The sequence below is a fragment of the Kitasatospora sp. NPDC059722 genome (genome assembly GCF_042733235.1).
Classification (GTDB): Bacteria; Actinomycetota; Actinomycetes; order Streptomycetales; family Streptomycetaceae; genus Kitasatospora.
On sequence record NZ_JBHWGD010000011.1, the window covers coordinates 114,007 to 139,163 of the forward strand.

Below are 25,157 nucleotides of genomic sequence, written 5' to 3' on the forward strand. Positions count from 1 at the left end.
GCGCGCGCCCGCCGCCGCCTCGCGCGGCGGCGGCGCCGCGCCCCCGCCCCCCGCCCCCCCCCCCCCCCCCCCCGCCCCGCGCCCCCCCGCCCGCCCGCGCCCCCCCCCCCCCCCCTGCCCGTGCGGTGCCGCGCTGCGGCGGCGGTGCGTCAGCCCTGTACGGTGTCGCCGTCCGCCTGCCCGGCGCCCTCGGCCTTTTCTGCCTTCTCGCGCATCTTGCGCACCAGCTCTGCCTTCTGGTCGGCTGCACTCTGGCGGTCGAGGTTGCGGTGCGGACCGTTGTTCTGCCGTTCGGCGCGGGACTGCCTCTTGCGCTGGCCGCCGCCCATGCCCACGGGGTTGTTGATGTTCTTGCTCACGGTTGTGGGTTCTCCCGGTGGTGAAGTGAAGTGGTCTACGGATTCATCGGTGGGGGACGGGCGGTGACGTCGAAGGACGTCAGCAGGGGCCCGTCACGCGCTCACTCGTAAATCGGCGTCTGGAAGAACATGAGAAAGACATTACCCGGTTCCGTCGGCCCTGCACACCAACCTTTTCGCCGCCCCTGCGTCGGCCGGGCCTTCGGCGAGCGCCCGGGGCCGGCCGGTTCCTTCCCTGGGATCCCACACCCTCGGCGTCGCGTCAGCCCAGGGCCCGGTCGAGGTTGAAGGCGGCGCTGATCAGCGACAGGTGGGTGAACGCCTGCGGGAAGTTGCCCAGTTGCTCGCCGGTCGGGCCGATCTCCTCGGCGAACAGGCCGAGGTGGTTGGCGTAGGTGAGCATCTTCTCGAAGGCGAGCCTGGCCTCCTCCAGCCGGCCGGCGCGGGCCAGCGCCTCCACGTACCAGAAGGAGCAGATCGAGAACGTGCCCTCGGAGCCGCTCAGGCCGTCCGGGCTGGTGTCCGGGTTGTAGCGGTACACCAGGGAGTCGGAGACCAGGTCCGCCGTGAGCGCGTCCAGGGTGGAGAGCCACTTGGGGTCGGTGGGCGAGACGAACTTGGCCATCGGCATCATCAGCAGCGAGGCGTCGAGCTCGCCGCCGTCGAGGGACTGGACGAACGCCCCCCGTTCGGCCGACCAGCCGCGCCGCATGATCTGCCGGTAGATCGCGTCCCGGGACTGCCGCCAGCGGGGCAGGTCGGCCGGCAGGCCGCGGCGGTTCGCCATCCGGATCGCCCGCTCCAGCGCCACCCAGCACATCAGCCGCGAGTACACGAAGTCCCGGCGGCCCGCGCGGGTCTCCCAGATGCCCTCGTCGGGCTGGTCCCAGTGCTCGCAGAGCCAGTCCGCCACCGCGCCGACGTCCTCCCACCCGGCGCTGCTGATCGGCTGCCCCCACTTGTCGGACAGGTAGACGGAGTCGATCATGGCGCCGTAGATGTCGAGCTGGAGCTGGCCGGTCGCGGCGTTGCCGACCCGGACGGGCGCCGAGCCGAGGTGGCCCTCCAGGTGCGCCAGCTCGTACTCGGGCAGTTCGCCGCGCCCGTCGACGCCGTACATGATCTGTAGCGGGCCGCCCGCGCCGGCAGTGCCGGACATGCGGTCGCAGAGGAAGCCCATGAACGCCTCGGCCTCCGTGGTGAACCCGAGGCGCAGCATGGCGTAGACGCAGAAGGCGGCGTCGCGGACCCACACGTACCGGTAGTCCCAGTTGCGTTCGCCGCCGATCCGCTCGGGCAGGCTGGTGGTCGGCGCGGCGACGATCGCGCCGGTCGGCGCGTAGGTGAGCAGCTTCAGTACCAGGGCGGAGCGGTGCACCATCTCCCGCCACCGCCCGTGGTAGCGCGACCCGGCCAGCCAGCGGCGCCAGAACCGGACGGTCGCCTCGAACTGCTCCTGCGCCTCGGCGCACGCGCACGACCGGGTCGGGACCTCGTCGCCGATCCGGTCGAGGGCGAACACGACGGACTCGCCTTCGAGGAGCTTGAAGTGCGACCACACGTCGAGGCCGTCGCTCTCCAGCGGCGCGGTGGCGGTCAGCGCGAGCGTCAGCGACGGCGAGCGGAACACCGCCTCGTGGCCGTCGAGGTGCACGGTGTGCTTCTCGGCGCCGTAGCCGAAGCGCGGGGCGATGCGCGCGGTGAAGGGCAGGACTCCCCGGACACAGATCACCCGCCGGATCAGCCGGTGCCGGGCCGTCTCGGGCGACTCGTCGACGACGGGCATGAAGTCCTGGATCTCCGCGACGCCGTCGGTGGCGAAGAAGCGCGTGATCAGCACGTTCGTGTCCGGGAAGTAGAACTGCCGGGTGCGCGTGGGCACGTCGGCGGCCAGCTGGAACGACCCGCCGCGGTCGGCGTCGAGGATGGCCCCGAACACGCTGGGCGCGTCGAAGCGCGGGCAGCAGTACCAGTCGATGGTGCCGTTCGTGCCGACCAGGGCGGCCGTGCGGAGATCGCCGATCAGGCCGTGTTCGGAGATCGGTATGTAGCGGTGGCTGCCCGCCTGCTCGAAGCCATTGGTGTCGAACGCCATGTCGGCCTCCCCGCCGCTGCGACGCGGACCCGGAGATGGAACCTCGCCTCTCATCGTAGATCGCCGCTTCGTGGATCCCCGGTCGAGTCTGCCCCTGGCGCACCCGCCGTGCGCGGCCGTGTACCGGACGTTACGGTCAAGAGCAGGTCAACGACGCTCCCGTCCCGCGCCCAGGAGGTTCCCGTGACAGCCGACGCCGTGCAGGTGGCACCCGAGGTGTACAAGGTCCTCTTCGAGAACGACCGGGTCCGGTTGCTGGAGGCCCGGCTCGGGCCCGGCGTCACGACCGGCATGCACCACCACCGTGCCAACCTCGTCTACAACCTCGCGGACGGGGAGGTCGTCTTCACCGACGAGTCCGGCGGCACCACCGCGGCTTCGCTCACGGCCGGCGGGACGATGTGGTCCCCGGCGGTGAACCACTCCACGCACAACAGCGGAACCACCGAGGTCCGCTCATTGCTGTTCGAGCTGAAGTAGCCGAAGGCGCCGGCGTGGGTGAAGCGCCTGACAGCCTGCCGTGGCGCCGGCTGTTGCGGCCAATCGGTTGAACCTGTGCCGCCCGCGTTATTCCTTCCCCCGGTGAGCCGAGGCGTTCCTGACATCTTGTTGGGCGTCGATCCCGGTGCGACGCCGTGCTGTATCGGCCTCGACGACGGCCTCCACAGCGGCTCCCGGAAGGTGTGACCATGCAGGCACCCCCCACCGACAGCACCATCGCGCGTCCACCGCAGCAGTCCGGCCCCGGGAGACGGGTCACGCAGCCGTACCTGCTGCCGCCCGTCGTGGGCAGTGCGTGGTGGATCTGGGGCCTGGCGGGGGCGCTCTTCGCCGTCTACACGACGCTGTCCGTGCGGATCCACGAGCGGATGCTGTCCAACAGCTACGACCTGGGCATCTTCGAGCAGGTGGTCCGCTCCTACGCGGACGGGCACCTGCCCGTCTCCGAGCTGAAGGCGCCCGGCTTCCCCATCCTGGGCGACCACTTCTCCCCGGTCCTGGCGCTGGTGGCCCCGTTCTACTGGGTCTGGCGCACCCCGGAGACACTGCTCGTGGTGCAGGCCGCACTCGTCGCCGTCGGCATGGTGCCACTGGCCTTCTGGGCCCGACGCGCGCTCGGATCGGGGCCCGCCGCGGTGATCGGCGTCTGCTACGGCCTGTCCTGGGGGGTCGCCAGCGCGATCGGGTTCGACTTCCACGAGGTGGCCTTCGCCGTCCCCCTGCTGGCCTTCTCGCTGGCCGCGCTCGGCGACAACAGGCCGCGTGCGGCGGCGTGTTGGGCGCTGCCGCTGCTGCTGGTGAAGGAGGACCTCGGACTCACGGTGGCGGTGATCGGCCTGCTGATCGCCCGGCGGGGGAGCCGGAGGCTGGGGTTCGTCACGGCCGCGGCCGGAGTGGCCGGGTCGCTGTTCGCCGTCCTGGTGGTCCTGCCGGCCTTCAATCCGAGCGGGGACTTCGCCTACTGGTCGTACGTCGACGGCTCGGGCGAGGGGCCGCACGGCGGCCCGGGCGGCGGACCCGACACGGACACCGTCGTGGCGGGCCTGCTGTACAAGGCGACGATCGGCCTGATCACCCCCGAGGCCAAGGCGACGACGCTGGTGCTCCTGCTGGCCATCACGCTGTTCCTGGCGCTGCGCTCCTCGCTCGTGTGGGTCGCGCTCCCGACGGTGGTGTGGCGGTTCTTCTCGGCCAACGCCTTCCACTGGGGCACCGGCTACCACTACTCGCTGGTGCTGATGCCGATCGTCTTCGCCGCCTTCGTCGAGGCCCTGGCCGCCCGGCGCGCACGGGAGGGCAGCGTGCGGCGCCACCTCCTGGGAGCGGCGGCGGTCTGTCTGTTGCTGCTGCCGCAGTTCCCGTTCTGGCAGTTGGTCCAGCCGGTCACCTGGCGGACCGACCCGCGGCTCGCCGTCGCCCGGCGGCTGATGGACCGGATCCCGGACGGCGCCACCGTCCAGGCCTCCACGCTCCTCGTGCCGCAGCTCACCAACCGCACCACCGTCGGCCTCTTCGGCTGGGAACCCAGCCGGCCCGACTCCCAGTGGATCCTTGTGGACACCTGGATGCCGTGGAACAAACGCTGGCCGCTGACGGTCGAGATCGAGCAGAACCGCCTGAACTGGCACCGCGCGCACGGGTACCGCGACGTCGCCCACGAGGACGGCTACGTGCTGCTGACCCGGACCGGCTGAGCGGCGGGCGACCGCCGGCCCCGAGGACTCCGGACGGTCGGGGAGCCTCGGGGCCGGTGCGGTGGCCGGTGTGGGTTCAGACGGTGGCCGGTGCGGCCTGTTCGGCGAACTTCCGGTTGGCCAGGGTCTGTTCACGGTAGGGCCGGGGCAGGTCGGCGGTGGCGAGCAGGCGGTCGCAGGCGTCCAGGGACGCGCGCGCGTCCCCGACCCAGTACGCCGTGATCGAGTACTCGAAGAGCAGCCCCCAGCGGTAGACCCAGGGCTCCGTGAACAGCCAGTCGTTCGGTTCGCCGCGGTCCAGGCCGGCCCGGGCGAACGCGTGCGCGGCCTGGTACCGCCCCATCAGGCGCAGCCGGGACGAGAGCTGGTAGCAGGCCTCCAGCCGTTGCGGCCGGCTCTCCCACGCCTGCAGCAGGGCGTCCATGGCCGAGGGCCAGTCGCCGGCGTCCGCGGTCAGCACGCCGACCTGGAGCAGCGCGTAGTAGACCTCCTCCGCCCAGCCGCCCATCCGCGCGCGCCGCCGGTACAGCTCGATCGCCTCGGCGGTGCGCCCGAGGTCGCGCATCGTCTGGGCGAGGTAGAAGACCGCGCGGGCGTTGCCGGGATCGCGCTCCAGGTCCTGCCGGAGCAGGCGGGCGTCCCGTTCGAACTTGTCGGCGCGCGAGCCGCCGTCGGCGAAGTGCTCGATGACCAGCGCGTCGAGGTCGGCGGTGCGGTCGTGCTGGTCCGTCGTCAGGTACTCGTGGGTCGAGCCCTCGTAGCGCCACTCGACGGTGCCGCTCACCAGCCGCTTGATCCGGTACTCCAGATCGGCGGGGTGGCGCACCATGTAGGAGTCGGCCGTGAGCTCGGGCAGCGGGCCGTCCTGCCGCACGACCATGTCGGCGTCGATCAGCAGCAGGTAGTCGGCCTTGCCGCGGGCGTGGCGGATGTTGAGCGTCCGGTTGTGGCCGAAGTCCGTCCAGGCCTCCTCGTGCAGCTCGCCGGGGATCCCGGCCAGCGCACGGCGGATCAGCTCCTGGGTCCCGTCGGTGGATCCGGTGTCGGAGATCACCCAGGTGTCGACGAGGCCGCGCACCGACGCGAGGCAGCGTTCGATGACCGCCGCCTCGTCCTTGACGATCATGCACAGGCAGATGGTGGGCTTCCGGTCGCCGGAGCGGGACGGACCGGGGACGGGTGCACTGGGCGGGGAGCTGTCAGGTCGTGCCACAACGGCCTCTCGGGATGGGGGGCGGCGGGCTGCGGAGCCGAGCGCGGACCGGGTGCGGCCGATCGTGCCGGCCCGGCCCGCGCATCGCGCTGGCGATGCTATTTCGGGCCCGCTCCGGTTCCGCGGTCCAACACGGTGTCAGGCCAACGGGGCCGGGCCATTCGTGTGGTCGCTGTGGGCCGGGCCGGTGACACTCCGGTCCGTCGCCGCCAGGAAGTGCCGTTCCCCGAGGTCAATGGCGGTCACCAGGCGGGGTCACTTCATCCTGCCGATCTCCGATGGACGAGGAGTACTGGGTGTCCTCACACCAAACGCAGATCCGGAAGGCCGCGGTGCCGAACCGCCGCAAACAGCGCGCCGCAGGTGCGGCGCTTCTCATCGCGGCCGTCGTGTCGACCAGCGGCACGGCCTTCGCCGGCGGGATGCACTTCCACTTCCCGCACCCGAGCCACCAGATGTACGGGAACCACGGCGAGGAGGGCTGTCCGCCGGACGAGCACGACTCGTGGGGCGGCGAGCAGTCCCCTGACGGCGGCGAGCAGGGGCCGGGTGGCAGTGAGCAGGGGCCGGACGGCGGTCTGCCGTCGGCCGACGGTGTCCACGACATGGTGCACCAGCTCGCCGGGTCGATGCTCCAGTCGGGCGCCCCGGGCCGGTCGTTCCGTGACGGCGGCGAAGACCACGGGGACCACGGAGAGCACGGCGACCACGGCGAGCACGCCCACGACGGTCACCACGGCGACCACGGCCATGTGATCGAGTGCGTCGGCCCGACGGGTCCCACGGGCCCGACCGGCCCTGCCGGCGAGGGCGTCACGGGCCCGACCGGCCCGACCGGTCCTCCCGGTGAGGGCACCGGGGTCACGGGCCCGACGGGCCCTGCGGGCGCCAACGGCACCAACGGCACCAATGGCACCAACGGCACCAATGGCAGTACCGGTCCGACCGGTCCTGCCGGTCCGAGTACCGGCGTCACGGGTCCGACGGGTCCTGCTGGTACCAATGGCACCAACGGCAGTACCGGTCCGACCGGTCCTGCCGGTCCGAGCACGGGCGTCACGGGTCCGACGGGTCCTGCTGGTACCAACGGCACCAATGGCACCAACGGCGTGACGGGTCCGACGGGTCCTGCTGGTACCAACGGCACCAATGGCACCAACGGCGTGACGGGTCCGACGGGTCCTGCTGGTACCAATGGCACCAACGGCGTGACGGGTCCGACGGGTCCTGCTGGTACCAACGGCACCAACGGCAACACGGGCCCGACGGGCCCGGCCGGTGCGACCGGCAACACGGGTCCCGCCGGCCCGTGCGAGTCCATCGACTCGGCGACGACGGGGTCAGGAATGATCATCTACACCGGGGTGGTCAAGAACGGCACCGTCCAGGTCGGCAGCCAGCCGCTCAACGGCCCGAACGCCGACGTGACGACCTGGTCGACCCCGCCGGCACTCCCCACGGGCCACGGCCCCGCCTGCGGTGTGGCCATCGCGGACCACGGCAACACCCTCCAGGTGGAGGCCATCACCACCGACGGCACGGTGTACCGGACCTTCTGCAGATTCGCGACCGGTAGCACCCCCGTCGACTGCGTGACCGGCAACCCGGGCTGGACGCTGATCAGCGCCCAGCCCGCCAGGCTGCGCTCCGGTGCCCCGCCGTTCGGCGCCGAGGCACGGCTCCGCTCCGGATCTGCCGAGCGGCGCTCGATCAAGGTGGCCTGGGAGCCGTACGTCCGCCGTACCTCCTGATTTCCCCGGCTCCGCCGATCACCCCGACACGCCCGCCCCCGGCCACCGCGCCGGGGGCGGGCGTCGCCGTTCCGTCGCGCGCCTACGTCTGGACGATGACGAACTCGCCTTCGCCGACGGGTTCTTCGAAGGCGGCGTAGTAGCGTTCGAGGAGCTCGTCGGGGACGGTGACGCTGTTGGCGTCGCTGCGCCGGTTGCGGTGCGAGAGGCGGCGGCGGAGGGTTTCGAGGTCGGCCCGGAGACGGACGAGCTCCCACCGGCAGCCGTGGCTCTCGATCGCGGCCTTGTAGCGCTCGCGCGTGGCGCGGTTCCAGAAGCTGTAGTCGATGACGACGGGGCGCCTCGCCTCCATGAGACGGATCAGCTCGTCCCAAAGTCCCTTCTCGGCGGCGGACTTGAGCCGGTCGTACCCCGCCGGGTCGAGGTCGGCGGCGTCGCGGCCTCCGGTGCGGGTCCACACCACCTCGTCGATCGACAGGCGGGTGAACCCGCGGCGTTCGAGGACTCGCGCGTACGTGGTCTTGCCGGAGCCCGGGAGGCCGCACATCATCACGACCAGGCCGCGTTCCGTGCCGTCGAGGTGTGGCAGGACGTCCCGGTCATCGATGCGGGCGCCGGGGGAGGGGGTTCGCACGGGCGGTCCTCGTTTCCGCGGTCGATCATGAACGAGGTCAGTCTCCACCGCCCGGTGCCGATCGGGCAACGGACTTACTGCACACGCGTGTTCAGCCCGATCAGGGAGTCGTCGCGCCGGGTGTGCCGAGGACACGGGCGGTGAAGGCCGCCAGCTGTGCCCGCAGGTCTTTCCGGGGGGTCTGCCGCTCGCCCGCCAGGTGTTCGACGAGGTCCGCGCGGGTGGCGGCGAGCAGGGCGTGGGCGGTGAAGCCGGGGTCGGCCAGGCCCGGGAGCCGGTGCAGCAGGTCGCGGAGGAGGGTGTGCCACTGCTCGTAGTGGTCCGTCCGGTACGGGCTGTCGGCGCCGGTGCCCTCCAGGGCCAGCGCGAGGTGCCGGTTGTCGAGCTTGAAGCACAGCAGTGCGTCGAGGAGGGCGGGGACGCGCTCGGCGGGCGGGGTGGCGGGGCCCAGTGGCGGCGGGCCGGATTCGACGGCGGCCGCGAGGGGTTCGAGGCGCGCGCCGTAGAGGGCCCGGATGAGGCCGGTGCGGTCGCCGAAGGCGCGGAAGAGCGTGCCCTTGCCGACGCCGGCCGCGTCGGCGATGTCGGCCATGGTGACGTCCTCGGGGCTCCGGCAGTCGGCGAAGAGGGTGTCGGCGGCGGCGAGGGCGGCGGCCCGGTTGCGGGTCGCGTCCTTGCGGGGCTTGCGCTCGGGCACGGTCGTCCTCCGGTGGGTGGCAGGGGTCGGTTGCGAAGCGGACCGACGGTCCGTATCTTTCGGTGAAGCGGACCGCTGGTCCGTATCGTACGCGACGGAGGGACGAGACCCATGCCCGCGAACACCCGGCCGGCGGAGCTGTACCGCCACGGCCTGCGCCTGCTGCTGGACAAGGACATCGACGCCTGGGTCGGCCTGTGGGCCGAGGACGGCGTGATGGAGTTCCCCTTCGCGCCACCGGGCTGGCCGCGACGACTGGAGGGGAAGGAGGCCGTCGCGGACTACATGCGCGGCTACCCGGACCACATCGACCTGCACGGCTTCCCCGACCTGCGGATCCACGAGACCGCCGACCCGGAGACCATCGTCGTGGAGATGCGGGCCGTGGGCCGCGTCGTGCAGGGCGGCGGCCCCTTCGAGATGACGTACATCGCCGTCGTGACCGTCCGGGACGGACGGTTGGCCGTCTACCGCGACTACTGGAACCCGCTCGCCCTGCGACAGCCGGGCCTGGACTTCACCGGGAGCGTCGCCCGATGACCGCCACCACCCTCGTCACCGGCGCGACCGGCACCACCGGCAGCCGGACGGTCGCGCGGCTGCTCGCCGCCGGACACCGCGTCAGGGCCGCGTCCCGCCGCGCGACTCCGCTGCCCGGCGCGGAGCCGGTGCGCTTCGACTGGTACGAGCCCGCCACGTTCGAGGACACCCTCACCGGGGCGGACCGCGTCTACCTCGTGCCGCCCGTCGGCGAGCCCGACCCGGCGTCCGTCATGCTGCCGTTCCTCCGCCGGGCCCGCGCTGCGGGTGTGCGGCGGGCCGTGCTGCTCGGCTCGTCGGCCGTTCCGGAAGGCGGTCCGGCGGTGGGGGAGGTGCACCGGGCGCTGCCCGGCCTGTTCGAGGAGTGGGCGGTGCTGCGGCCCTCGTGGTTCATGCAGAACTTCACGGGCGAGCACCTCCACGCCCACAGCATCCGCGAGGACGGCGTCATCCGTACGGCGGCCGGGGACGGGCGGGTCGGATTCGTCGACGCGGACGACATCGCCGCCGTGGCGGTTCACGTCCTCACCGACGACCGCGCGCCCGACGGCGACCTCGTCCTGACCGGCCCGGAGGCGCTGAGCTACGACGATGTCGCCGCGATCGTCGCCGAGGTCACCGGACGTCCGGTGGTCCATCACCACCTGACGCACGACGAGTTCCGGGACCACCTGGCCGCCGGGATGCCTCGCGAGTTCGCCGAGCTGCTCGCCGGCATGGACGGCGCGATCGCCGGGGGAGCGGAGGACCGCACGACCGACACCGTGCGGCGCCTGACCGGCCGCCCGCCGACCGGCTTCCGGACCGTCGCCGAACGGGAGTTGACGTGAGGGCGGTGATCCCGCGCCTCAGGCGCCTGCGGCGGGCTCCGTGAGCGCGCGCGTGGCCCGGCGGGCGGCGGCGAGGACGTCGCTCGGGTCCGTGGCGGTGGGCTTGGCGGCGAGCAGGGCCGCGCCGGCGGTGTCGAAGGCCATCACCAGCAGGAGTCGGTCCTGGGGGCCGGCGTCCTCGGGGGCGAGGAGGTCGATGACGCGGTCGAACGCCGCGCGGACGTCCTCGCCCTTCTGAGCCAGGCGCCGCATCAGGGGCTGGTTGGCGTGCGCGAGGAGCATCGCCTGGAGGTGCTGCGGGGTGGTGCCGTCCAGCCAGCGCAGCGCGGCCCGTCGCGGGAGGTCGGGCGTGCGCGGCTGGGCGGTGATCCACTCGACGAGTTCGTCCAGGTCGCGGCGGCGCTCGGACATCAGGCTCGCGACGATGTCCTCCTTGCTGCGGAAGTGGTAGTACAGCGACGACCGCGTGAGCCCGAGGGCCTCGGTGAGGTCCCGGGTGGTGGTGGCCTCGTAGCCCTTCTCGGTGAACAGCCGTAGCGCGACGCGCAGGATCTCGGCGCGCGTCTCGGCGCCGGAGCGCCGCTCGGTTCCGCTGGTGGGGGCCATGGTCTTCCTCTCCTTCGTCGCAGCGGTCCCATCCTATCCACTTACCGAGCGCCCGCTCGGCTCTTGCTTACCGAGCGCCCGCTCGGCTACCGTCACTTACCGAGCGCCCGTTCAGTAAGTGGCTGAACGGGTGGCCGTCCGCCATGAGCGAAGGAGATCCCCATGGAGACCACGAAGGCCCCGACGAGCAGGCCCCGCATCGCCGTCATCGGCGCGGGGCCCGCCGGACTGACCTGCGCCCGGGTGCTGCAACTGCGCGGCATCGAGGTCACGGTGTACGACGCCGACGCGTCCGTCGACGCCCGCGACCCCGGCGGCACCCTCGACCTGCACGCCGACTCCGGGCAGATCGCGCTGGAGGACGCCGGGCTGATGGAGGCGTTCGCCGAACTCGCCAGGCCCGAGGGGCAGGCCAAGCTCCGGCTCGACCACCGCGGCGCCGTGCTCGCCTCGTTCGTCCCCGACGAGGGGGACGTCGCGGCGCCCGAGATCGACCGCGGCGAGCTGCGCGCGATGCTCGCCGCCCACGTCGAGCCCGGGACCGTGCGCTGGGGTCACAAGCTCGTCACGGCGGTGCCGCTGGGGGAGGGGCGGCACCGGCTGGAGTTCGCGGACGGCGCCTCGGCCGAGGCGGACCTGGTGATCGGGGCCGACGGCGCGTGGTCCCGGGTGCGGCCGCTCGTCAGCGACGCGGTGCCCCGGTACAGCGGGGTGACGTTCCTCGAAGTCCGCTTCGACGACGTCGAGCGCCGCCACCCCCGGGTCGCCGAACTCGTCGGCGACGGGCACGTGTTCGCGAACAACGGCAACGGTCAGGCGATCATCGTCCAGCGCAACGGCGGCGACCGCGTCCGCGGCTACGTCGGCATCCGCGCCGCCCTCGACTGGCACGTCGCCGCCGGTGTCGACCCGGCCGATGCCGAGGCTGTCCGGGGCTTCCTGCGGGCGGAATTCAGCGACTGGGCCGAGGAGTTGCTGCTCCTCGTGACGGACGGCGACGGCGGCTGCGTCAACCGGCCGCTCCACGCCCTGCCCGCCCCGCTCGTCTGGGAGCACGTCCCCGGCGTGACGCTCGTCGGCGACGCGGCCCACCTCATGTCGCCCTTCGGCGGCCACGGCGCGAACCTCGCCATGCTCGACGCGGCCGAACTGGCCCGCGCGATAGCCGAGGAGCCCACGCTCGACGCCGCCGTCATCCGGTACGAGACGGCCATGTTCGCCCGCTCCGGCCCGCTCGCCGTCGGCGCCAACGAGGCGCTGGAGCGGTTCTTCGCCTCGGGCTCCTACATCCCGGACCACGCCGCCGAGCACCAGGAGTACCAGCGCGCCGCGGCGGCGTACCGCGACCGCCAGGCTGATTAACCGTCCGCTTCCCCGCCGAGGCGCTGGAGCAGGTCGAGCAGGGTGGCGCGGTCCCCGGGCGGCAGGGGGGCGAAGCACTCGGCGAGCACGTCGTCGGCGACCCGGTGCCCGGCGGCGAGGACCTGCTCGCCGGCCGGGGTGAGGTGGTGCTCGATGCGCCGCCCGTGCCCCGGCCGGCGCTCCACCAGGCCCTGGGCCGTCAGGCGGCCGGCGAGCGTGCCGAAGGCCTGCTCGCTCTGGAAGGTCGCCGCGGCGAGCGCGCGGGCGGACGCCCCGGGCGAGCGGCCGATCGCCCGCAGGGCGTCCCACTGGGCCAGCGTCGTGCCGACGGCGGCCAGGGCGGTGTCGAGCGCCCGGTGCTGCCGGTACTGCGCCTGCTTGACCGCTCGTCCGAGAACCTGCAGCTCACCATGCATGAGGCGAGTCTAGGCCGGGTCCGCCCGATAGCCAAGCTAGCTTATATAAAGATATTTAGTTACCCTGGGGCCATGACCCTCTTCCACACCACCGTCATGTACGGCGACCTTCCCCTCACCCTCTCCGAGGCCGGCAGCGGCAGGCCGGTCCTGCTGCTGCACGGCGGCGGGGGCCCGCACACGGTGGCGGGCCTCGCCGAGCACCTCTCCCGCAGCGCGCACGCCATCGCGCCGACGCACCCCGGCTGGAACGGCACACCCCGCCCCGACTGGCTGGCCGGCGTCGACGACCTCGCCCTCTTCTACCTCCGCATGCTGCACGAGCGGGGGCTGGAGGACGTCCTGGTCGTCGGCTCCTCACTGGGCGGCTGGACGGCGGCCGAGATGGCCGCGCTCGACACCACCGGGATCGTCACCGGCGTCGTCCTGATCAACGCCGTCGGCGTGCGGATCGAGGGCGAGCCGATCACCGACTTCTTCGCCCTCGACGCCCGCGCCGCCGCCGAACACTCCTGGCACGACCCCGACCGCTTCTTCGTCGACCCGGCCGGCCTCTCCGCCGACCAGGTCGCCGCCCACCAGGCCAACATCGCCACCATGCGCGTCCTCGCCGCCGACCCCTACATGCACGACCCCAAGCTGCTCCACCGCCTCCCGCGCGTCGAGGTGCCCGCACTCGTGCTGTGGGGCGAGAGCGACCGCGTCGTCACCCCGGCCTACGGCGCGGCATACGCGGACGCCTTCGGCGACGGGCGCTTCGAGCTCATCGCCGGGGCGGGCCACCTCCCGCAGATCGAACAGCCGGAGGCGACCTTCGCCCTGATCGACGCCCACCTGAACGGTGGGGAGTGACCTACGTCAACGCGCGGTCCAGGAGGGGGAGCAGCTGCTCCCAGTGGCGCTTCAGGCCGTCCGGATCGAAGGCCGAGGTGTCGGACATCGTGAAGCCGTGGACGGTGCCGGGGTAGATCTCGGAGGTGTACGTGAGGCCGGCCGCGTCCAGGGCCCGGTTGAGCTCGGCGAGGGCCTCGGGGGTCAGGTCGCTCGCGGCGTGGCCGAGGTGGACCTCGGCGGTGATGGCCGACAGGAGGCGGTGCAGGCCGTCCGGCCCCTCGGCGACCACCGGGCCGTGGAATCCGGCGACGGCGGCGACCTGCCCGGCGGCGACCTCGGGCCGGGTGGTGAGGAAGCGGACGAAGGCGCCGGCGTCACGGAGCGTCAGTTCCGTCGTGTGCGCCCGGACCAGGGGCATCAACTGCCCGACGATTCCGTCCCGGGCGTCGTCGTCGATGTACTCGGGGAGCTCGACGACGGGCGACGGGCCCTGCCGGTAGAAGAAGTTGGGCACGAGCACGTAGTAGCCGTGCCCGGCCAGCTCGCGGGCCATCTCCTGGATCACCGGGCGGATGCCGAAGGCGTCCGGGTACATGAGCACCCCGGGGTGCGGCCCGTCCTGCTCGGGGAAGGCGGCGAAGGCGTCGGCCCGGCCGTCGGGGGTGGGGATCAGCGGTGTCGCGGTACGGGTGGGCATGGAGTCTCCTGTCGTGGTCGGTGCTTCGAACCCGAGGTCGAACACGACGGAGGAGGGGCCCGCGCGCAAGAGCCGGGCCTTCGATCGAACTGTGGGCCCGTACCGGCCCGTCCGGCGCTCAGCGGAGCGCCGGGGCAGCAATCCGTGTGTGGCGCAAGGCCGTCCCAGTAGTCATCGCCGACAACCCTAGTGCGCCGGGCGCTGCCGATCCACTGATCGGGGACGGTCGTCGGATGCTTCCCGGTCGGTGACCACCGACCGTACCGCGGTGCCCGGACGGTACGGAACACCCGTACTGTCCGGGCGGGGAAGACCGCAGGAGTCCGACGGCAGCCGGAAGCTAGCTAATCCTGGATCCCGGGCGTTGGGCGGGCAGGCCGCTGCGTTCGTTCTGGAGGTCCCACAATTCGCGGAAGCGGCCGCCCTTCTCGGCCACCAGCTGGGTGAAGGTGCCCTCCTGGAGGACCTTGCCGTCCTCCAGGACGACGATGCGGTCGGCGACGGCCACGTTCGTGAGCCGGTGCGTGACGAGGACGACCGCCCGCTCCTGCGCGACGGCGCGCAGGTTGCGGAAGATGCGGTGCTCGGCGCGCGGGTCGAGGGCGGCGGTGGGTTCGTCGAGGACCAGGAGGCCGGCCTCGCGGTGGAAGGCGCGGGCGATCGCGAGGCGCTGCCACTGGCCGCCGGAGAGTTCCTCGCCGCCCATCCACTCGACGGCCAGGAGCGTGGACAGGCCCCGGCGGAGCTTGGCGACGACCTCGGCCGCGCCGGAGGCCTCGGCGGCGCGCAGCACGGCGGCGTCGCCGTCGGCGGCGGGCTGGCCGAGGGTGATGTTGTCGCGGCAGGTGAGCGGCCACCGGGCGTAGTCCTGGGGGACGACGGCGACCTGGTGCCACAGGGCGTGCGGGTCGAGGTCGCGAGTGTCGTGGCCGTCCCACCGCACGGATCCGGCGGTGGGCAGGTAGAGGCCGGACAGGAGTTTGGCGAGGGTGGTCTTGCCGGAGCCGTTCTCGCCGACGAGGGCCAGGATCTCGCCGCGTTCGACGTGCAGGTTCACGCCGTCGAGCGCCGTGCGTTCGGAGGAGGGGTAGGCGTAGCGGAGGTCCTCGACGGCGATGCGGCGCGGGGGCTCCGGCACCCGGTCGCCGCGCCGGGGGCGGTGGCCGCCGGCGGTGTCGAGGAAGGTGGACCAGTCGTCGAGGTACATGCCGGTGCGGAACAGGTCGGCGCCGTAGCCGACGATGCCGTGCAGGCTGGTGCCGACCGCGCCGAGCGCGAACACCGCCGCGCCGCCCTGGGGGAGGCCCATGCGGCCGGTGCTGACGAGCCAGAGCATCGCCGCCCACACGAGGGCGGTGCCGAGCCCGGTGGCGGCGGCGCCGAGCACCGAGACGCGGGCGCTCTGCAGTGCGGCCCGGCGGGAGGTGACGTCGAGGCGGCGGCCGACGTGCTCGTACTTCTCGAGCAGGAAGTCGCCCATGGTGTCGGAGCGGATCTGGTCGGCGTTGCGTTTGACGTGGATGTACCAGCGCAGGTTGGCCATGATCCGGCGGTCGCCGATGGTGGCCCGGTTCGCGAGGAACTGGACCCGGGCGGCGCGCACCGACGCGAAGCCCTGCGGCAGGGCGGCGAGCACCAGGAGCGGGAGCAGGAGGGGGTGGAGGACGGTGAGGACGCCGGCGGCGCCGATGAGCGAGGCGACGGAGGCGATCAGGTTCTGCGCCTCGCCGACGATGTCGACGCACACGTCGGCGCCGCGGTCGGCGGCGTCCAGTTCGTCGTTGTAGCCGGCGGTGTCGTAGGCGGTGAGCTCGGCGGCGACGGTGGCGCGCAGGACGGCCGCCTCGGCCTCGCGGGAGATGCGCGGGGAGAGGTGGATGGTGATGGTGCGGATCGTGATGCCGAGCAGCGAGCGGGCGCCGGCCGCGGCCGCGATCACCAGGATCGACGGCGCGGCGTGCGCGAGCTTGTCACCCACCCGGCCGGGGCCGAACAGGGCGGCGATGGTGCCGGTCGTGGCGAGCAGGCCGGTCGCGCCGAGCACGGCGGAGAGGACCTGGCAGGCGAGGAGCAGGGCGACGGAGAACCGGTCGATGCGCCAGCCGAGGCGGAAGGCGCGGACGACGAGCGTGGGCAGGCGGCGGGCCATCGCACCGACGCTGATCGCCTCGATGGTCTCGATGCGGCGGCGGTCGGCCAGCCACGTGAGTTCCTCGTCGGCGTCGTCGGGGGCGTTGACGCCGTCGGCGGACCGCTGGGTCGGGGCGCTCATGCTCCCACCTCGCGGGGGTCGTTGAACACCGGGGTAGGGGGATTCACCACAGCTCCTCCAGGCGCGTGAACGGACGTGCGGAGCCGTCGCCGGGCAGCCCAAGTAGAGCCCAAATGGGCAAAGGGACAACGGAGTTGAGGCTGCACGGCGGGCGGCGGAGGTCCGATGATGGTGCTGTTCGAGCCCGTCGTTCAAGCGATTTGCTCCCGGGCGAGCCCGGGTCGAACGGGGTGTTTTCGAGCACCCGGCGGGAGGCCCGTGGAGCGGCGGGAAGCCGGGCGCGCAAGGCGCGGAGACGTCGGCGGGGGAGGTCGGACGGCGCCGCGGACCCGATGCCGGATTCACTCGTTCGGCTGGTCGTGCGGCGCGCGCGGGGGCCCCGAACGCCACCGGGCCTGCCGTCCGTGGACGACAGGCCCGGTGGCGCTTCCCGGTCGGTCAGCCGATGCCGAACCAGCCGAGGACGGTCTGGCCCAGCAGGATCGTCGACATGAGTGCGACGCCGACGACCGCGACGGTGGCCACGACGCGGTAGCGGGGGCTGTTGGCCGCGTCGCCGAGGACGGACCGGCGGTTGGTGAGCACCAGGAGGTAGACCAGCACGATCGGGCTGATCAGGCCCTGGAGCACCTGGGTGCCGATCAGCAGCTGGATGAGGTCCACCGGGGTCAGCGCCACGATGGCGCCGAGCGCGATCTGGGCGGTGAACAGCCCGAGGAACAGCGGCGCGTCGCGGAAGCTGCGCGACACGGAGCGCTCGACGCCCGCGGCCTCGCCGATCGCGTAGCTGGCGGAGAGCGGCACCACGGCGCCGGCCAGGGCGGAGGCGCCCATCAGCCCGAAGGCGAACAGCAGCTCGGCGCCGTGCCCGGCGACCGGCTTGAGCGCCTCGGCGGCCTCGGAGGCGGACTCCAGCGGGCCGGTGCCGCCGATCGCCGAGGCGGTCGCGATGATGATCGTCAGGCTGATCACGCACGCGAACACCGCGCCGAGCACGGCGTCCGCCCGGATCAGCTTGTAGTCGGCCGGCTTGGCACCGCGGTCGACGACGCCGGCCGCCGCGTAGAACTGCATGTACGGGCTGACGGTCGTGCCGATCAGCGCGACGGCCAGCAGGATGAAGTCCTTGCTGGGCTCCAGGTGCGGGACGACCAGGTGCTCGCCGACCTGCCCCCAGTCCGGGTGGCCCATGACCATGGCGACGGGGTAGGCGAAGAACGCCAGCGACATCACCAGGAAGATGCGCTCGGCCCACTTGTACGAGCCGAACAGCACCAGCGACCAGAGCAGGACGGCGGCCGGCGGGATGACCGCCCACTTGGGCACCCCGAGCAGTTCGAAGGCCGCGCCGATCCCGGCGAACTCGCTGACGACCAGCCCGGTGTTGGCCAGCAGCAGGCAGAACACGGCGAGCGCGGTGAGCCGCAGGCTGAACTGCTCGCGGATGAGCGCGCCCAGGCCCTTGCCGGTGTGCGCGCCGAGCCGGACGGCCATCTCCTGCACCATCACCAGGGCGATGGTGACGAGCACCATGAAGAACAGCGTCCCGTAGGTGAACTGGGAGCCGGCGCTGGCGTAGGTGGCGATGCCGGCGGCGTCGTTGCCGGCGTTGGCCGCGACCAGCCCGGGACCGGCCACCATCGCGACGGCGGCGATCCGGCGGAAGCCTCTTCGGCGTCCGGGTGAGGGCGCGGACGACCGCGGCTCGGCCGGCGCGGCCGCGGACGCGTCGGCGCCGGGGCGGGTGTCGAGGTCGCGGGTCACTTGAGGAGCCTCCGGAAGTGCAGGCGCCCGCGCTCGGGGAGCAGCGAGTCGAGGATGTCGTCGGCCAGGACCCGGCCGAGGGGGCGGTCGGTGTCGTCGACCACGAGCAGGGAGGTGGCGCGGGCCGCGACCAGGTGGTGGGCGGCCTCGGCGAGGCGGGTGTCGGGGCGGACGGTCACCGGCGGGCCGAACTGGGCCCGCCAGGCGACCAGGTCGGCGATCACGGTGGTGTCCTCGGCGACGGCGAGGTCGAACAGCGGGATGTCGCCGACCAGGACGCCGTCGTCGTCGAGGACGGTCACCGCGTCGATGTCGGTGCGGTGTTCGGCCTGCGCGGCGAGTTCGGCCCGCACCTCGCCGACGGTCTGGGCGGACTCGGCGGTGACGAGCAGGGTGGTCATCGCGCCGCCGGCCGTGCCCTCGCGGTGGGTGAGCAGGGAGCGCAGCTCGGCGGCCTCGGGCTCGGGCATCCGGGCCAGCAGGTTCTCGCGCTCGCCCGGGTTGAGGTCGCGCAGGGCGTCGGCGGCCTCGTCCGGCTCCATCTCGTCGACCAGCCGGGCGGCGTGCTCGGGCGGCGCCTCGCGCAGGAGGTTCTCCAGCTCGGCGGGCTCCATCTCCTCCAGGGCGTCCGCCGCGTGCTCCGGCTCCAGCCAGCCGAGCAGCTGCTGGCGCTCGTGGCGGCCGAGGTCCTCCAGGATGTCGGCGAGGTCGGCCGGGCGCAGCCGGTGCAGCGCGGAGCGGGAGGCGCGCAGCCGCACCTCGGCGGGGCCGTGGGTGGCCTGCTCGCCGAAGGGGGCGACGGACTGCCAGTCCAGGACGCCGTCCGGGGTGGGGCGGATCTGCCAGCGGCGCGGGCCGAGGCGGCGCAGGAGGGTGGGCAGCGAGACGTCGACGCCGACCAGGACGGTGCGGGCGGCCAGCGGGGCGAGGTAGAGGTCGGCGGCGCGGGTGACCTGGACGCCGTCGACGTCGACGAGCTGGTGGTCCATCACGTCGCGGGCGAGCAGCACCTCTCCGGGCCTGCGGTTGAACTCGCGCAGGTCGACGCGGGAGGTGCGCAGCCGCACCCCGCAGGTGTGGATCCGCTCGACGGCGGTCGCCGCGATGAACGCGCGGCGCCGGCCTATGCGGATGATCAGGCCGGTGACGGGCGGGTAGGGCTCCGGCCCGTAGAGGCGGGCGACGACGTCGACGACGCGGCCCACCTCCTCGCCGGCCTGGTTGGTGACCGGGCCGCCGACCAGCCCGGCGAGCGAGACGAGCGACGAGCGGACGGCCTTGGTGACGGTGGTGCGGCGCTCGGCTTCGACCGTGCGGTCGCGAAGGCGCGCCGTGGCGGACGAGAACAGCGTGGTGGTGGCCATGGAGAAACCCCCCTTGCCCCGGCAGGACGGGACATCGGGCCGCCCGGTGGCATGGCGCTGCCAACCTTGACCGCAGGGCTCACCGGGCGCGCGCAGGGGCCTCCCGCGTTACGTGGACGCGAGGGGGGAAGCGGAGCGGACCCGGCAGGTCAGGGAAGGAGGAGCCGCCTGGAGCAGCGGAAGAAGGACGGCGGGAACGAAACGGTGAAGGGCCGACTATGGCCAGGACTTCCGTCCATCACGCCCCCTCCCGATCTCGGCCGCGATCCGGCGCCGCGGCGGCATGGCAGGGCGGACGGACGTCACCGCCCGATGCACCCCAACTCGTCAGAGCTTTGGCACTCCACGGCGTGTCCCCGGCCGGTTCGGGCGGGGAAGCCACTTGGGGTCACCCCTTGGGCCGGGGAGACCTGTCCTGATCCGGAGCGTCTCTCGACGGGTGGGATCAGTGGCCTGTGTCCGTGAAGACGCCTCACCGAACGAGGTGTCTTTTCGAATCCTTGACAGGATAGGGCCTTGCCATCCCTCCGGCATAACCCTTGACCTGAGCTTGACCCCGCCCCGACCAGCGGGGGAGCCGCCGGGCGCGCGTCGGGGCGCGCGCGAGCGGAGGCGTACGCGGGGGCCGGGAAGGCGAGAGGACCCGGGAGCGTAGCCTGCTCCCGGGCCCCTGTGTGCCGCCCAATTGCTCACACCGGCACGTTTAAGGGCCGCGGATCAGATTGAAACCGACGCGTTCTGCCGTTGAACTACCGTGCCACGGAGCGGCACAGGCAGGACTTGAACCTGCATTCGTCGATGTTCGTCCGCACCCGGTCGATCCGGTGTTCGGCGGCGAATGCTGAGACTGGAGCGAGAGTCTGAGTTTGACGGGGCCCGCCTCTGCCTGGCTTGGGCTACCCCGGCCGGTGGTGCCGGGGGGAGGATTTGAACCTCCACTGTGACCCCTGGGTCAGCTTCAACATCAGTGTCAGCTTTTTCGCACCGCGCGAGCGCCCCCATCCGGTCTCCCGGAGAGTTCTCGGCGCCGTTCGGTGCACCCGCCCGGCTCCCCGGACGGGTGATCAGGAGGCTACCTGAACAGGTAGCCGAAGACGGCGTCGCCCACGCGCTGGTCGGTGACCTCCACGGCGTTGGCCTCCTCGCGGGCGAACTTGACCGCCTGCTGGAGCTTCTCCACCCGTTCGGCGAGCTCGTTCACGCGCCGGGCGGGCAGGGCGCCGGAGAACTTGACGGTCGTCCAGTACCCGACCGGGACGTCCTCGTAGTAGACCTCGACCTGGGCCGGGTGCTTCTCGGTGGCCTCGGCCTTGACGTGGTTGCGCGGCACCTTCTTGGTCCGGATGGTGCGCACCGGTTCGGTCTTCCACGAGTCGGTGGACGGGTCGAGGTTCCACGACTCGGAGGCGTCCAGCACCGGGAGCTTGCGCACGAAGGTGAACAGGTCGGTGAGCTGCTTCTCCAGGAAGAGCAGGTACGGGACGGGCACCTGGGCGAGCAGCACCTGGCCGTCCACCACCACGTCGGCGCGGGCGCCGAGGTTGGCCCAGTCCTTGGTGGCCGTCACGTCGAACAGCCGGGTGAGGGTCGTCGAGGTGGACCGCAGGATGTCCTCGGCCTTGAGCTGCACCCGGGTCGACTCCGGCGGCAGCTGCTCGCCCTCCTCGTCCTTGGGCTGGTAGGTGCGGGAGATCCCGGCCAGCAGCGCGGGCTTCTGCAGGTCCTGGTGGGCCTGGGTCAGCTCCTGGAAGGACTTGGACTTGACGCCTTTTTCGACGGCGATGATCTGGTTCAGCTTTGCCACGTCGAGGACGCTAGCAGTCCCGAACTGGTGCGCGATACCCAATTTATGACCAAGCGGCTTCCCGCGGACCGGGCCGTGCCGGCGGGCCCGGACGGATAGGCCCGGACCGACGGGTCTGTACCGCGGCGTGTCCGGGGACAGCGGCACGCCACTAAGGTATGGGCCCGTGACAGCATCGAACGGGGCAGTCGTCGGGGGTCGGTACCGGCTCCACGACCTCATCGGGCAGGGCGGCATGGGCCGCGTGTGGCGGGGGCGCGACGAGACCCTCGGGCGGGACGTCGCCGTGAAGGAGGTGCTCCTGCCGGCAGGCGTCGACGACGAGCACCGCGAGCAGCTCCTCCAGCGCACGCTGCGCGAAGCGCTCGCCGCCGCGCGGCTCAACCACCCGGGCATCATCACCGTGCACGACGTGGTCGAGCACGAGGGCGCGCCCGTGATCGTCATGGAGTACGTGACCGGCGCCTCGCTCGCCGCGCTGCTCGGCCGGGACGGCGCGCTGCCGACGCGGCGGGTGGCCGAGATCGGCGTCGCGATGCTCAAGGCGCTCCAGCAGGCGCACGCGGCGGGGATCGTCCACCGCGATCTCAAGCCGGACAACGTCCTGCTGATGGACGAGCGCGTCATCCTCACCGACTTCGGCATCGCGCACATGGCCGACGCGACGACCGCGCTCACCCGGACCGGCGCCGTCATCGGCACTCCCGCCTACATGGCCCCCGAGCAGCTGGAGGGCAAACCGCCGACGCCCGCCAACGACCTGTGGTCGCTCGGCGCGACGCTGTACGCGGCCGTGGAGGGCCAAGCGCCGTTCCACGCCGACACGTTCAGCGCGCTGTGCATCGCCGTCGTCACCCAGCCGCCGCGTCCGACCCAGCGGGCCGGTGCCCTCGCGCCGGTGCTTGCCGGGCTGCTCACCAAGGATCCGGCGCAGCGGCTGACGGCCGAACAGGCCATCGCGGCGCTGGAGTCGGTGATCCGGGGTGAGCCGGCCCCGGTCGTCCCGCCGCCGACCCGGGTCGACGCGCCGCCGCAGTCGCCGGGCTTCGGGCCGGCCCTGGGCTACCCGCCGCCGTCCGGGGAGCCGCTGCGGTCGGTGCTCGGCACGTTCCCGCACCAAACGCCGACGCCCGACGGCGGCTTCGCGCCGCACCAGCAGACCGCGCCCCATTCGCCAGGTGCCGACGGGGTCCTCGCTGCTCCCCGGGGCAATCCGGTCGTGGCCCGGCTGGTGCAGTTCGGCGGCACCATGGCGGTGCTCTGGGCCCTCGGCCTGGCGGCGCCGTGGAACTTCGTGGGGCAGTTCTCGCCCTCCTACTACCTGCCCTTGATCGTGGCCACGGCCGTGTTCTCGCTCGTGCACGCGCTGCCCCGGCCTCGCTTCCATCCCGGGCTGGTGTGGGCCCTCTTCCTCGTCCTCGACGTGGCGCTGTTCTACGGGAACACGTACATCGAATCTCAGGGGTTCCGGGGCATGCTCGGCTACAGCCGGGCCCCGGACATGCTCCTGTTGAACGCGCTGATCGTCGCCACCGCCGGCTGGCTCCTCTGGTGGAAGGCCCCCGGCAGCCGTCGCTCCTGACGCCGGGCCGGGGCCGGACCGAGGCTGGACCGGACGAAGATCATCCGGGCGTAGGCTCTTCGCGGACGACAAGGCAAGAGAGGCAGACATGGGCCAGAAGATCATCCGATTCTCGGACCTGACCGGCGAGCACGTGGAGAACGACGACGACCTGGTGCGCATCGTGGTCCACCGGCACCCGGACCTGGCGGACGGGCCAGTCGAGATCGAGGCGCTCGCCGGTGAGCTCGCGGCGGTGGAGGAGCTGGCGCTCGACCTGGTGACGATCGAGCTCCACCTCCCGGGCTCGGACGAGCCCCGGACGGTCGTCATGGAGGCCGGGGCGTTCGACCGGCTGGCCTCGGCGGCGCCGATGGCCGAGGTGCTGCGCGGCGCCAAGCCGGTCGCCCGGTCCGTCCCGAGCCAGAGCGCGGCGTCGCTCGCCGTCAAGGAGAAGGTCAACTACGCGAGCCTGGAGAACGCCGGCCGCCCGCACAAGGGCCGTACGACCGACGCCGAGAAGCAGGTCGTCCAGGAGCACCTGGAGGAGATCAACGAGCGCCTCGCCACCGAGGGCGTCCGGACGATCGACCTGGCCAACTCGGAGCACGTCAGCCGCTACGGCCTGGAAGCCCTGGCCCGGGCGATCGGCGTGACCCAGGACTGACGGCGGTGCGGTGGGGCCCCGGGTGCGAGGACGGCGTCCGGGGCCCCTGTCGTTGCCCTCCGGTTCAGCCGTGAGGGTGACGGGTGCCGTTCGGCTCGCGTCGTGGACTCGGGGGCGGACGGTGGCCCCTAGCGTGACCGGTGACCGGGGGATCCATGGAGCGCGAGAGGTGCGGTTGATGCTGCGTAGGTTGGCAGTTGCGGCGGTGGTGTGCGGTGCGGTGGCCGGGATGCTCGGTGCGGCGGGCCCGGTGGAACGGCCGAGGCTCGCCCCGGGGTCCATTGTGGTGATCCAGGAGGACCCCGACGCGGCGGCACCGGGGGGCATGACGACGGTGCACGGGATCGTCGCCAACGAGACGGCGAAGGCCGCGCCGGCGCTCGTCGTCAAAATCACGATGCCGCCCGGGGCAGTCCCGGAGGAGCCCTTCTTCCCGAGGACGTGCAAGCGGCACAAGAGCGACAAGATCTGGACGGTGACCTGCACGTTCGAGGCAGGCCTGGAGTCGGAGCGGACGGCGACCGCGCTCGTGCCGGTGCGGATCCCGAATGACGCCTCGGAGCCGCTGACCGGTGGGCGGGTGTCGGTCACGAGCCCCGACGACCCGAGCGTGAACAGCTCGGAGCCGTTCACCATCCAGGTCGCCTTTGACGAGCCGACCGGCTGACCGGCTGACCGGCTGGGCCCGGTGCGGCCCGGCCGGTCGGCGTGGCTGTTGGTGGCCCTGAGGTGCTGCTTGACGCCTGACCGGCGTGCGGTGATCGGCTAGCGTCGGCCCATGGACATGGAGACCCCGCACCAGGCGCTGCCCGAGCACGAGTTGGTGGCCACCAGCAGCACCGTCGTCTACCGGAACCGCTGGATGACCGTCCGCGAGGACAGGACCCTGCGCCACGACGGTGCCGAGGGCCTCTACGGGGTCGTGGAGAAGCCGGACTTCGCGCTCGTCGTCCCGTACGCCGACGGCGGTTTCCACCTCGTCGAGCAGTACCGGTACACGGTGAAGGGCCGCTACTGGGAGTTCCCGCAAGGCTCTTGGGAGGACGAGCCGCACGCGGACCCGCTCGCCCTCGCCCGCGGTGAACTCGCCGAGGAGACGGGGCTGAGGGCCGGCACCATGACGCCGCTGGGGCACCTGTACGAGGCGTACGGGTACTGCGACCAGGGTTTCCACGTCCTCCTGGCCACGGACCTCACCGCCGGGGATCCGAATCTGGAGGAGACGGAGGCGGGGCTGGTCAGCCGCTGGTTCTCCGAGGCTGAGGTGTGGCGACTCATCGCCGAGGGCTCCTTCAAGGACGCGGCGTCCATCGCCGCCCTGGCGTTGTTCCAGCGCCATCGCGGCGCGTGACGTGCCGGGGGGGGGGCGGGCGGCCGTGCCGCTGGCCCACCACAATTTTGATGACCCGGGCGACGCGGGCGGCGGCCTGGGTGTGGCCGTTGTTCGACTTCACCGCCCCCCGCCACAGCGGCCGGTCACCGGAACGGTCCTGACC

The 25,157-nt window shown here is 72.5% G+C and carries 23 protein-coding genes, 1 pseudogene and 1 riboswitch; of the genes and pseudogenes, 11 read left to right on the top strand and 13 right to left on the bottom strand.

From position 1 onward, the window contains the following. Window positions 1–149: 149 nt before the first annotated feature. Window positions 150–359 carry a DUF6243 family protein gene (locus ACFV4F_RS09805; protein WP_380447524.1) on the bottom strand — a complete coding sequence of 70 codons (210 nt, stop codon included), beginning with the start codon at window positions 357–359 and terminating at the stop codon, window positions 150–152. Between the two features lie 262 nt (window positions 360–621). Continuing rightward, on the bottom strand, window positions 622–2,454 hold the full coding sequence (locus ACFV4F_RS09810; protein WP_380447523.1) for a glycoside hydrolase family 15 protein: 1,833 nt from the start codon (window positions 2,452–2,454) through the stop codon (window positions 622–624). 183 nt (window positions 2,455–2,637) lie between these two features. On the opposite strand from ACFV4F_RS09810, the gene ACFV4F_RS09815 reads away from it, so the two are divergent. Both ACFV4F_RS09815 and ACFV4F_RS09820 read left to right on the top strand, forming a co-directional pair. Beyond that, on the top strand, window positions 2,638–2,934 hold the full coding sequence (locus ACFV4F_RS09815) for a hypothetical protein (RefSeq protein ID WP_380447522.1): 297 nt from the start codon (window positions 2,638–2,640) through the stop codon (window positions 2,932–2,934). A gap of 209 nt (window positions 2,935–3,143) precedes the next feature. Then, window positions 3,144–4,649, top strand: coding sequence for a DUF2079 domain-containing protein (locus ACFV4F_RS09820; protein WP_380501363.1), 1,506 nt, complete (start codon window positions 3,144–3,146; stop codon window positions 4,647–4,649). Between the two features lie 76 nt (window positions 4,650–4,725). On the opposite strand, the gene ACFV4F_RS09825 is transcribed toward ACFV4F_RS09820, so the two are convergent. Next, window positions 4,726–5,775, bottom strand: coding sequence for a glycosyltransferase (locus ACFV4F_RS09825; RefSeq protein ID WP_380501365.1), 1,050 nt, complete (start codon window positions 5,773–5,775; stop codon window positions 4,726–4,728). A 383-nt stretch (window positions 5,776–6,158) separates the two neighbouring features. Here ACFV4F_RS09825 and ACFV4F_RS09830 point away from each other — a divergent pair, with 383 nt between their 5' ends. Continuing rightward, window positions 6,159–7,613 carry a hypothetical protein gene (locus tag ACFV4F_RS09830; RefSeq protein WP_380501367.1) on the top strand — a complete coding sequence of 485 codons (1,455 nt, stop codon included), beginning with the start codon at window positions 6,159–6,161 and terminating at the stop codon, window positions 7,611–7,613. A gap of 82 nt (window positions 7,614–7,695) precedes the next feature. On the opposite strand, the gene ACFV4F_RS09835 is transcribed toward ACFV4F_RS09830, so the two are convergent. Then, entirely contained in the window at window positions 7,696–8,247 is a 552-nt protein-coding gene (locus tag ACFV4F_RS09835; protein ID WP_380501369.1) for an AAA family ATPase, read from the bottom strand. A gap of 100 nt (window positions 8,248–8,347) precedes the next feature. Further along, window positions 8,348–8,944, bottom strand: a complete 597-nt coding sequence (locus ACFV4F_RS09840; protein ID WP_380501371.1) for a TetR/AcrR family transcriptional regulator — start codon at window positions 8,942–8,944, stop codon at window positions 8,348–8,350. A gap of 111 nt (window positions 8,945–9,055) precedes the next feature. Here ACFV4F_RS09840 and ACFV4F_RS09845 point away from each other — a divergent pair, with 111 nt between their 5' ends. Together ACFV4F_RS09845 and ACFV4F_RS09850 are read left to right on the top strand one after the other, a co-directional pair. Next, the gene (locus ACFV4F_RS09845) at window positions 9,056–9,484 is read left to right on the top strand and encodes a nuclear transport factor 2 family protein (protein ID WP_380501373.1); all 429 of its coding nucleotides are present in this window, start codon (window positions 9,056–9,058) and stop codon (window positions 9,482–9,484) included. Next, the gene (locus ACFV4F_RS09850) at window positions 9,481–10,314 is read left to right on the top strand and encodes an NAD(P)H-binding protein (RefSeq protein ID WP_380501375.1); all 834 of its coding nucleotides are present in this window, start codon (window positions 9,481–9,483) and stop codon (window positions 10,312–10,314) included. The genes ACFV4F_RS09845 and ACFV4F_RS09850 overlap by 4 nt, the downstream gene beginning before the upstream one ends. 18 nt (window positions 10,315–10,332) lie before the next feature. Here ACFV4F_RS09850 and ACFV4F_RS09855 read toward each other — a convergent pair whose 3' ends face one another. After that, window positions 10,333–10,920, bottom strand: coding sequence for a TetR/AcrR family transcriptional regulator (locus ACFV4F_RS09855; RefSeq protein ID WP_380447507.1), 588 nt, complete (start codon window positions 10,918–10,920; stop codon window positions 10,333–10,335). 162 nt (window positions 10,921–11,082) lie between these two features. Between ACFV4F_RS09855 and ACFV4F_RS09860 the strand changes: the two genes are divergently transcribed. Next, on the top strand, window positions 11,083–12,282 hold the full coding sequence (locus ACFV4F_RS09860) for an FAD-dependent oxidoreductase (protein ID WP_380501377.1): 1,200 nt from the start codon (window positions 11,083–11,085) through the stop codon (window positions 12,280–12,282). On the opposite strand, the gene ACFV4F_RS09865 is transcribed toward ACFV4F_RS09860, so the two are convergent. Then, window positions 12,279–12,698 carry a MarR family winged helix-turn-helix transcriptional regulator gene (locus ACFV4F_RS09865; RefSeq protein ID WP_380447503.1) on the bottom strand — a complete coding sequence of 140 codons (420 nt, stop codon included), beginning with the start codon at window positions 12,696–12,698 and terminating at the stop codon, window positions 12,279–12,281. The two genes, ACFV4F_RS09860 and ACFV4F_RS09865, sit on opposite strands and share 4 nt — an antisense overlap. Before the next feature lie 72 nt (window positions 12,699–12,770). Here ACFV4F_RS09865 and ACFV4F_RS09870 point away from each other — a divergent pair, with 72 nt between their 5' ends. Further along, on the top strand, window positions 12,771–13,550 hold the full coding sequence (locus tag ACFV4F_RS09870; RefSeq protein WP_380501379.1) for an alpha/beta fold hydrolase: 780 nt from the start codon (window positions 12,771–12,773) through the stop codon (window positions 13,548–13,550). A gap of 1 nt (window position 13,551) precedes the next feature. Here the strand turns inward: ACFV4F_RS09870 and ACFV4F_RS09875 are convergent, their stop codons facing one another. The 5 genes from ACFV4F_RS09875 to ACFV4F_RS09895 form a co-directional block, all read right to left on the bottom strand. Then, window positions 13,552–14,229, bottom strand: a complete 678-nt coding sequence (locus tag ACFV4F_RS09875) for a dienelactone hydrolase family protein (protein WP_380501381.1) — start codon at window positions 14,227–14,229, stop codon at window positions 13,552–13,554. Window positions 14,230–14,569: 340 nt separating this feature from the next. Beyond that, on the bottom strand, window positions 14,570–16,501 hold the full coding sequence (locus ACFV4F_RS09880; protein WP_380501383.1) for an ABC transporter ATP-binding protein: 1,932 nt from the start codon (window positions 16,499–16,501) through the stop codon (window positions 14,570–14,572). Between the two features lie 438 nt (window positions 16,502–16,939). Beyond that, complete coding sequence (locus tag ACFV4F_RS09885; RefSeq protein WP_380501385.1) at window positions 16,940–18,265, bottom strand: NRAMP family divalent metal transporter; 1,326 nt, start codon at window positions 18,263–18,265, stop codon at window positions 16,940–16,942. Further along, window positions 18,262–19,629 (bottom strand): magnesium transporter MgtE N-terminal domain-containing protein, encoded by a 1,368-nt coding sequence (locus ACFV4F_RS09890; protein ID WP_380495190.1) that lies wholly within the window; start codon window positions 19,627–19,629, stop codon window positions 18,262–18,264. Before ACFV4F_RS09890 ends, ACFV4F_RS09885 begins: the two co-directional genes overlap by 4 nt. Before the next feature lie 311 nt (window positions 19,630–19,940). Continuing rightward, window positions 19,941–20,120, bottom strand: a riboswitch (M-box (ykoK) riboswitch). Between the two features lie 581 nt (window positions 20,121–20,701). Beyond that, window positions 20,702–21,433 (bottom strand): hypothetical protein, encoded by a 732-nt coding sequence (locus ACFV4F_RS09895; RefSeq protein ID WP_380448125.1) that lies wholly within the window; start codon window positions 21,431–21,433, stop codon window positions 20,702–20,704. A gap of 166 nt (window positions 21,434–21,599) precedes the next feature. Here ACFV4F_RS09895 and ACFV4F_RS09900 point away from each other — a divergent pair, with 166 nt between their 5' ends. The 4 genes from ACFV4F_RS09900 (at window position 21,600) to ACFV4F_RS09915 (ending at window position 25,012) form a co-directional block, all read left to right on the top strand. Beyond that, window positions 21,600–23,015 (top strand): serine/threonine-protein kinase, encoded by a 1,416-nt coding sequence (locus tag ACFV4F_RS09900; RefSeq protein ID WP_380501387.1) that lies wholly within the window; start codon window positions 21,600–21,602, stop codon window positions 23,013–23,015. 88 nt (window positions 23,016–23,103) lie between these two features. Then, window positions 23,104–23,661, top strand: a complete 558-nt coding sequence (locus ACFV4F_RS09905; RefSeq protein ID WP_380501389.1) for a hypothetical protein — start codon at window positions 23,104–23,106, stop codon at window positions 23,659–23,661. A gap of 178 nt (window positions 23,662–23,839) precedes the next feature. After that, window positions 23,840–24,328, top strand: a complete 489-nt coding sequence (locus tag ACFV4F_RS09910; RefSeq protein ID WP_380448131.1) for a hypothetical protein — start codon at window positions 23,840–23,842, stop codon at window positions 24,326–24,328. Between the two features lie 111 nt (window positions 24,329–24,439). Beyond that, complete coding sequence (locus tag ACFV4F_RS09915; protein ID WP_380501391.1) at window positions 24,440–25,012, top strand: NUDIX domain-containing protein; 573 nt, start codon at window positions 24,440–24,442, stop codon at window positions 25,010–25,012. On the opposite strand, the pseudogene ACFV4F_RS09920 reads toward ACFV4F_RS09915, so the two are convergent. Continuing rightward, a pseudogene (locus ACFV4F_RS09920) lies at window positions 24,954–25,157 on the bottom strand (hypothetical protein); the annotation flags it as partial. The gene ACFV4F_RS09915 and the pseudogene ACFV4F_RS09920 sit on opposite strands and share 59 nt — an antisense overlap.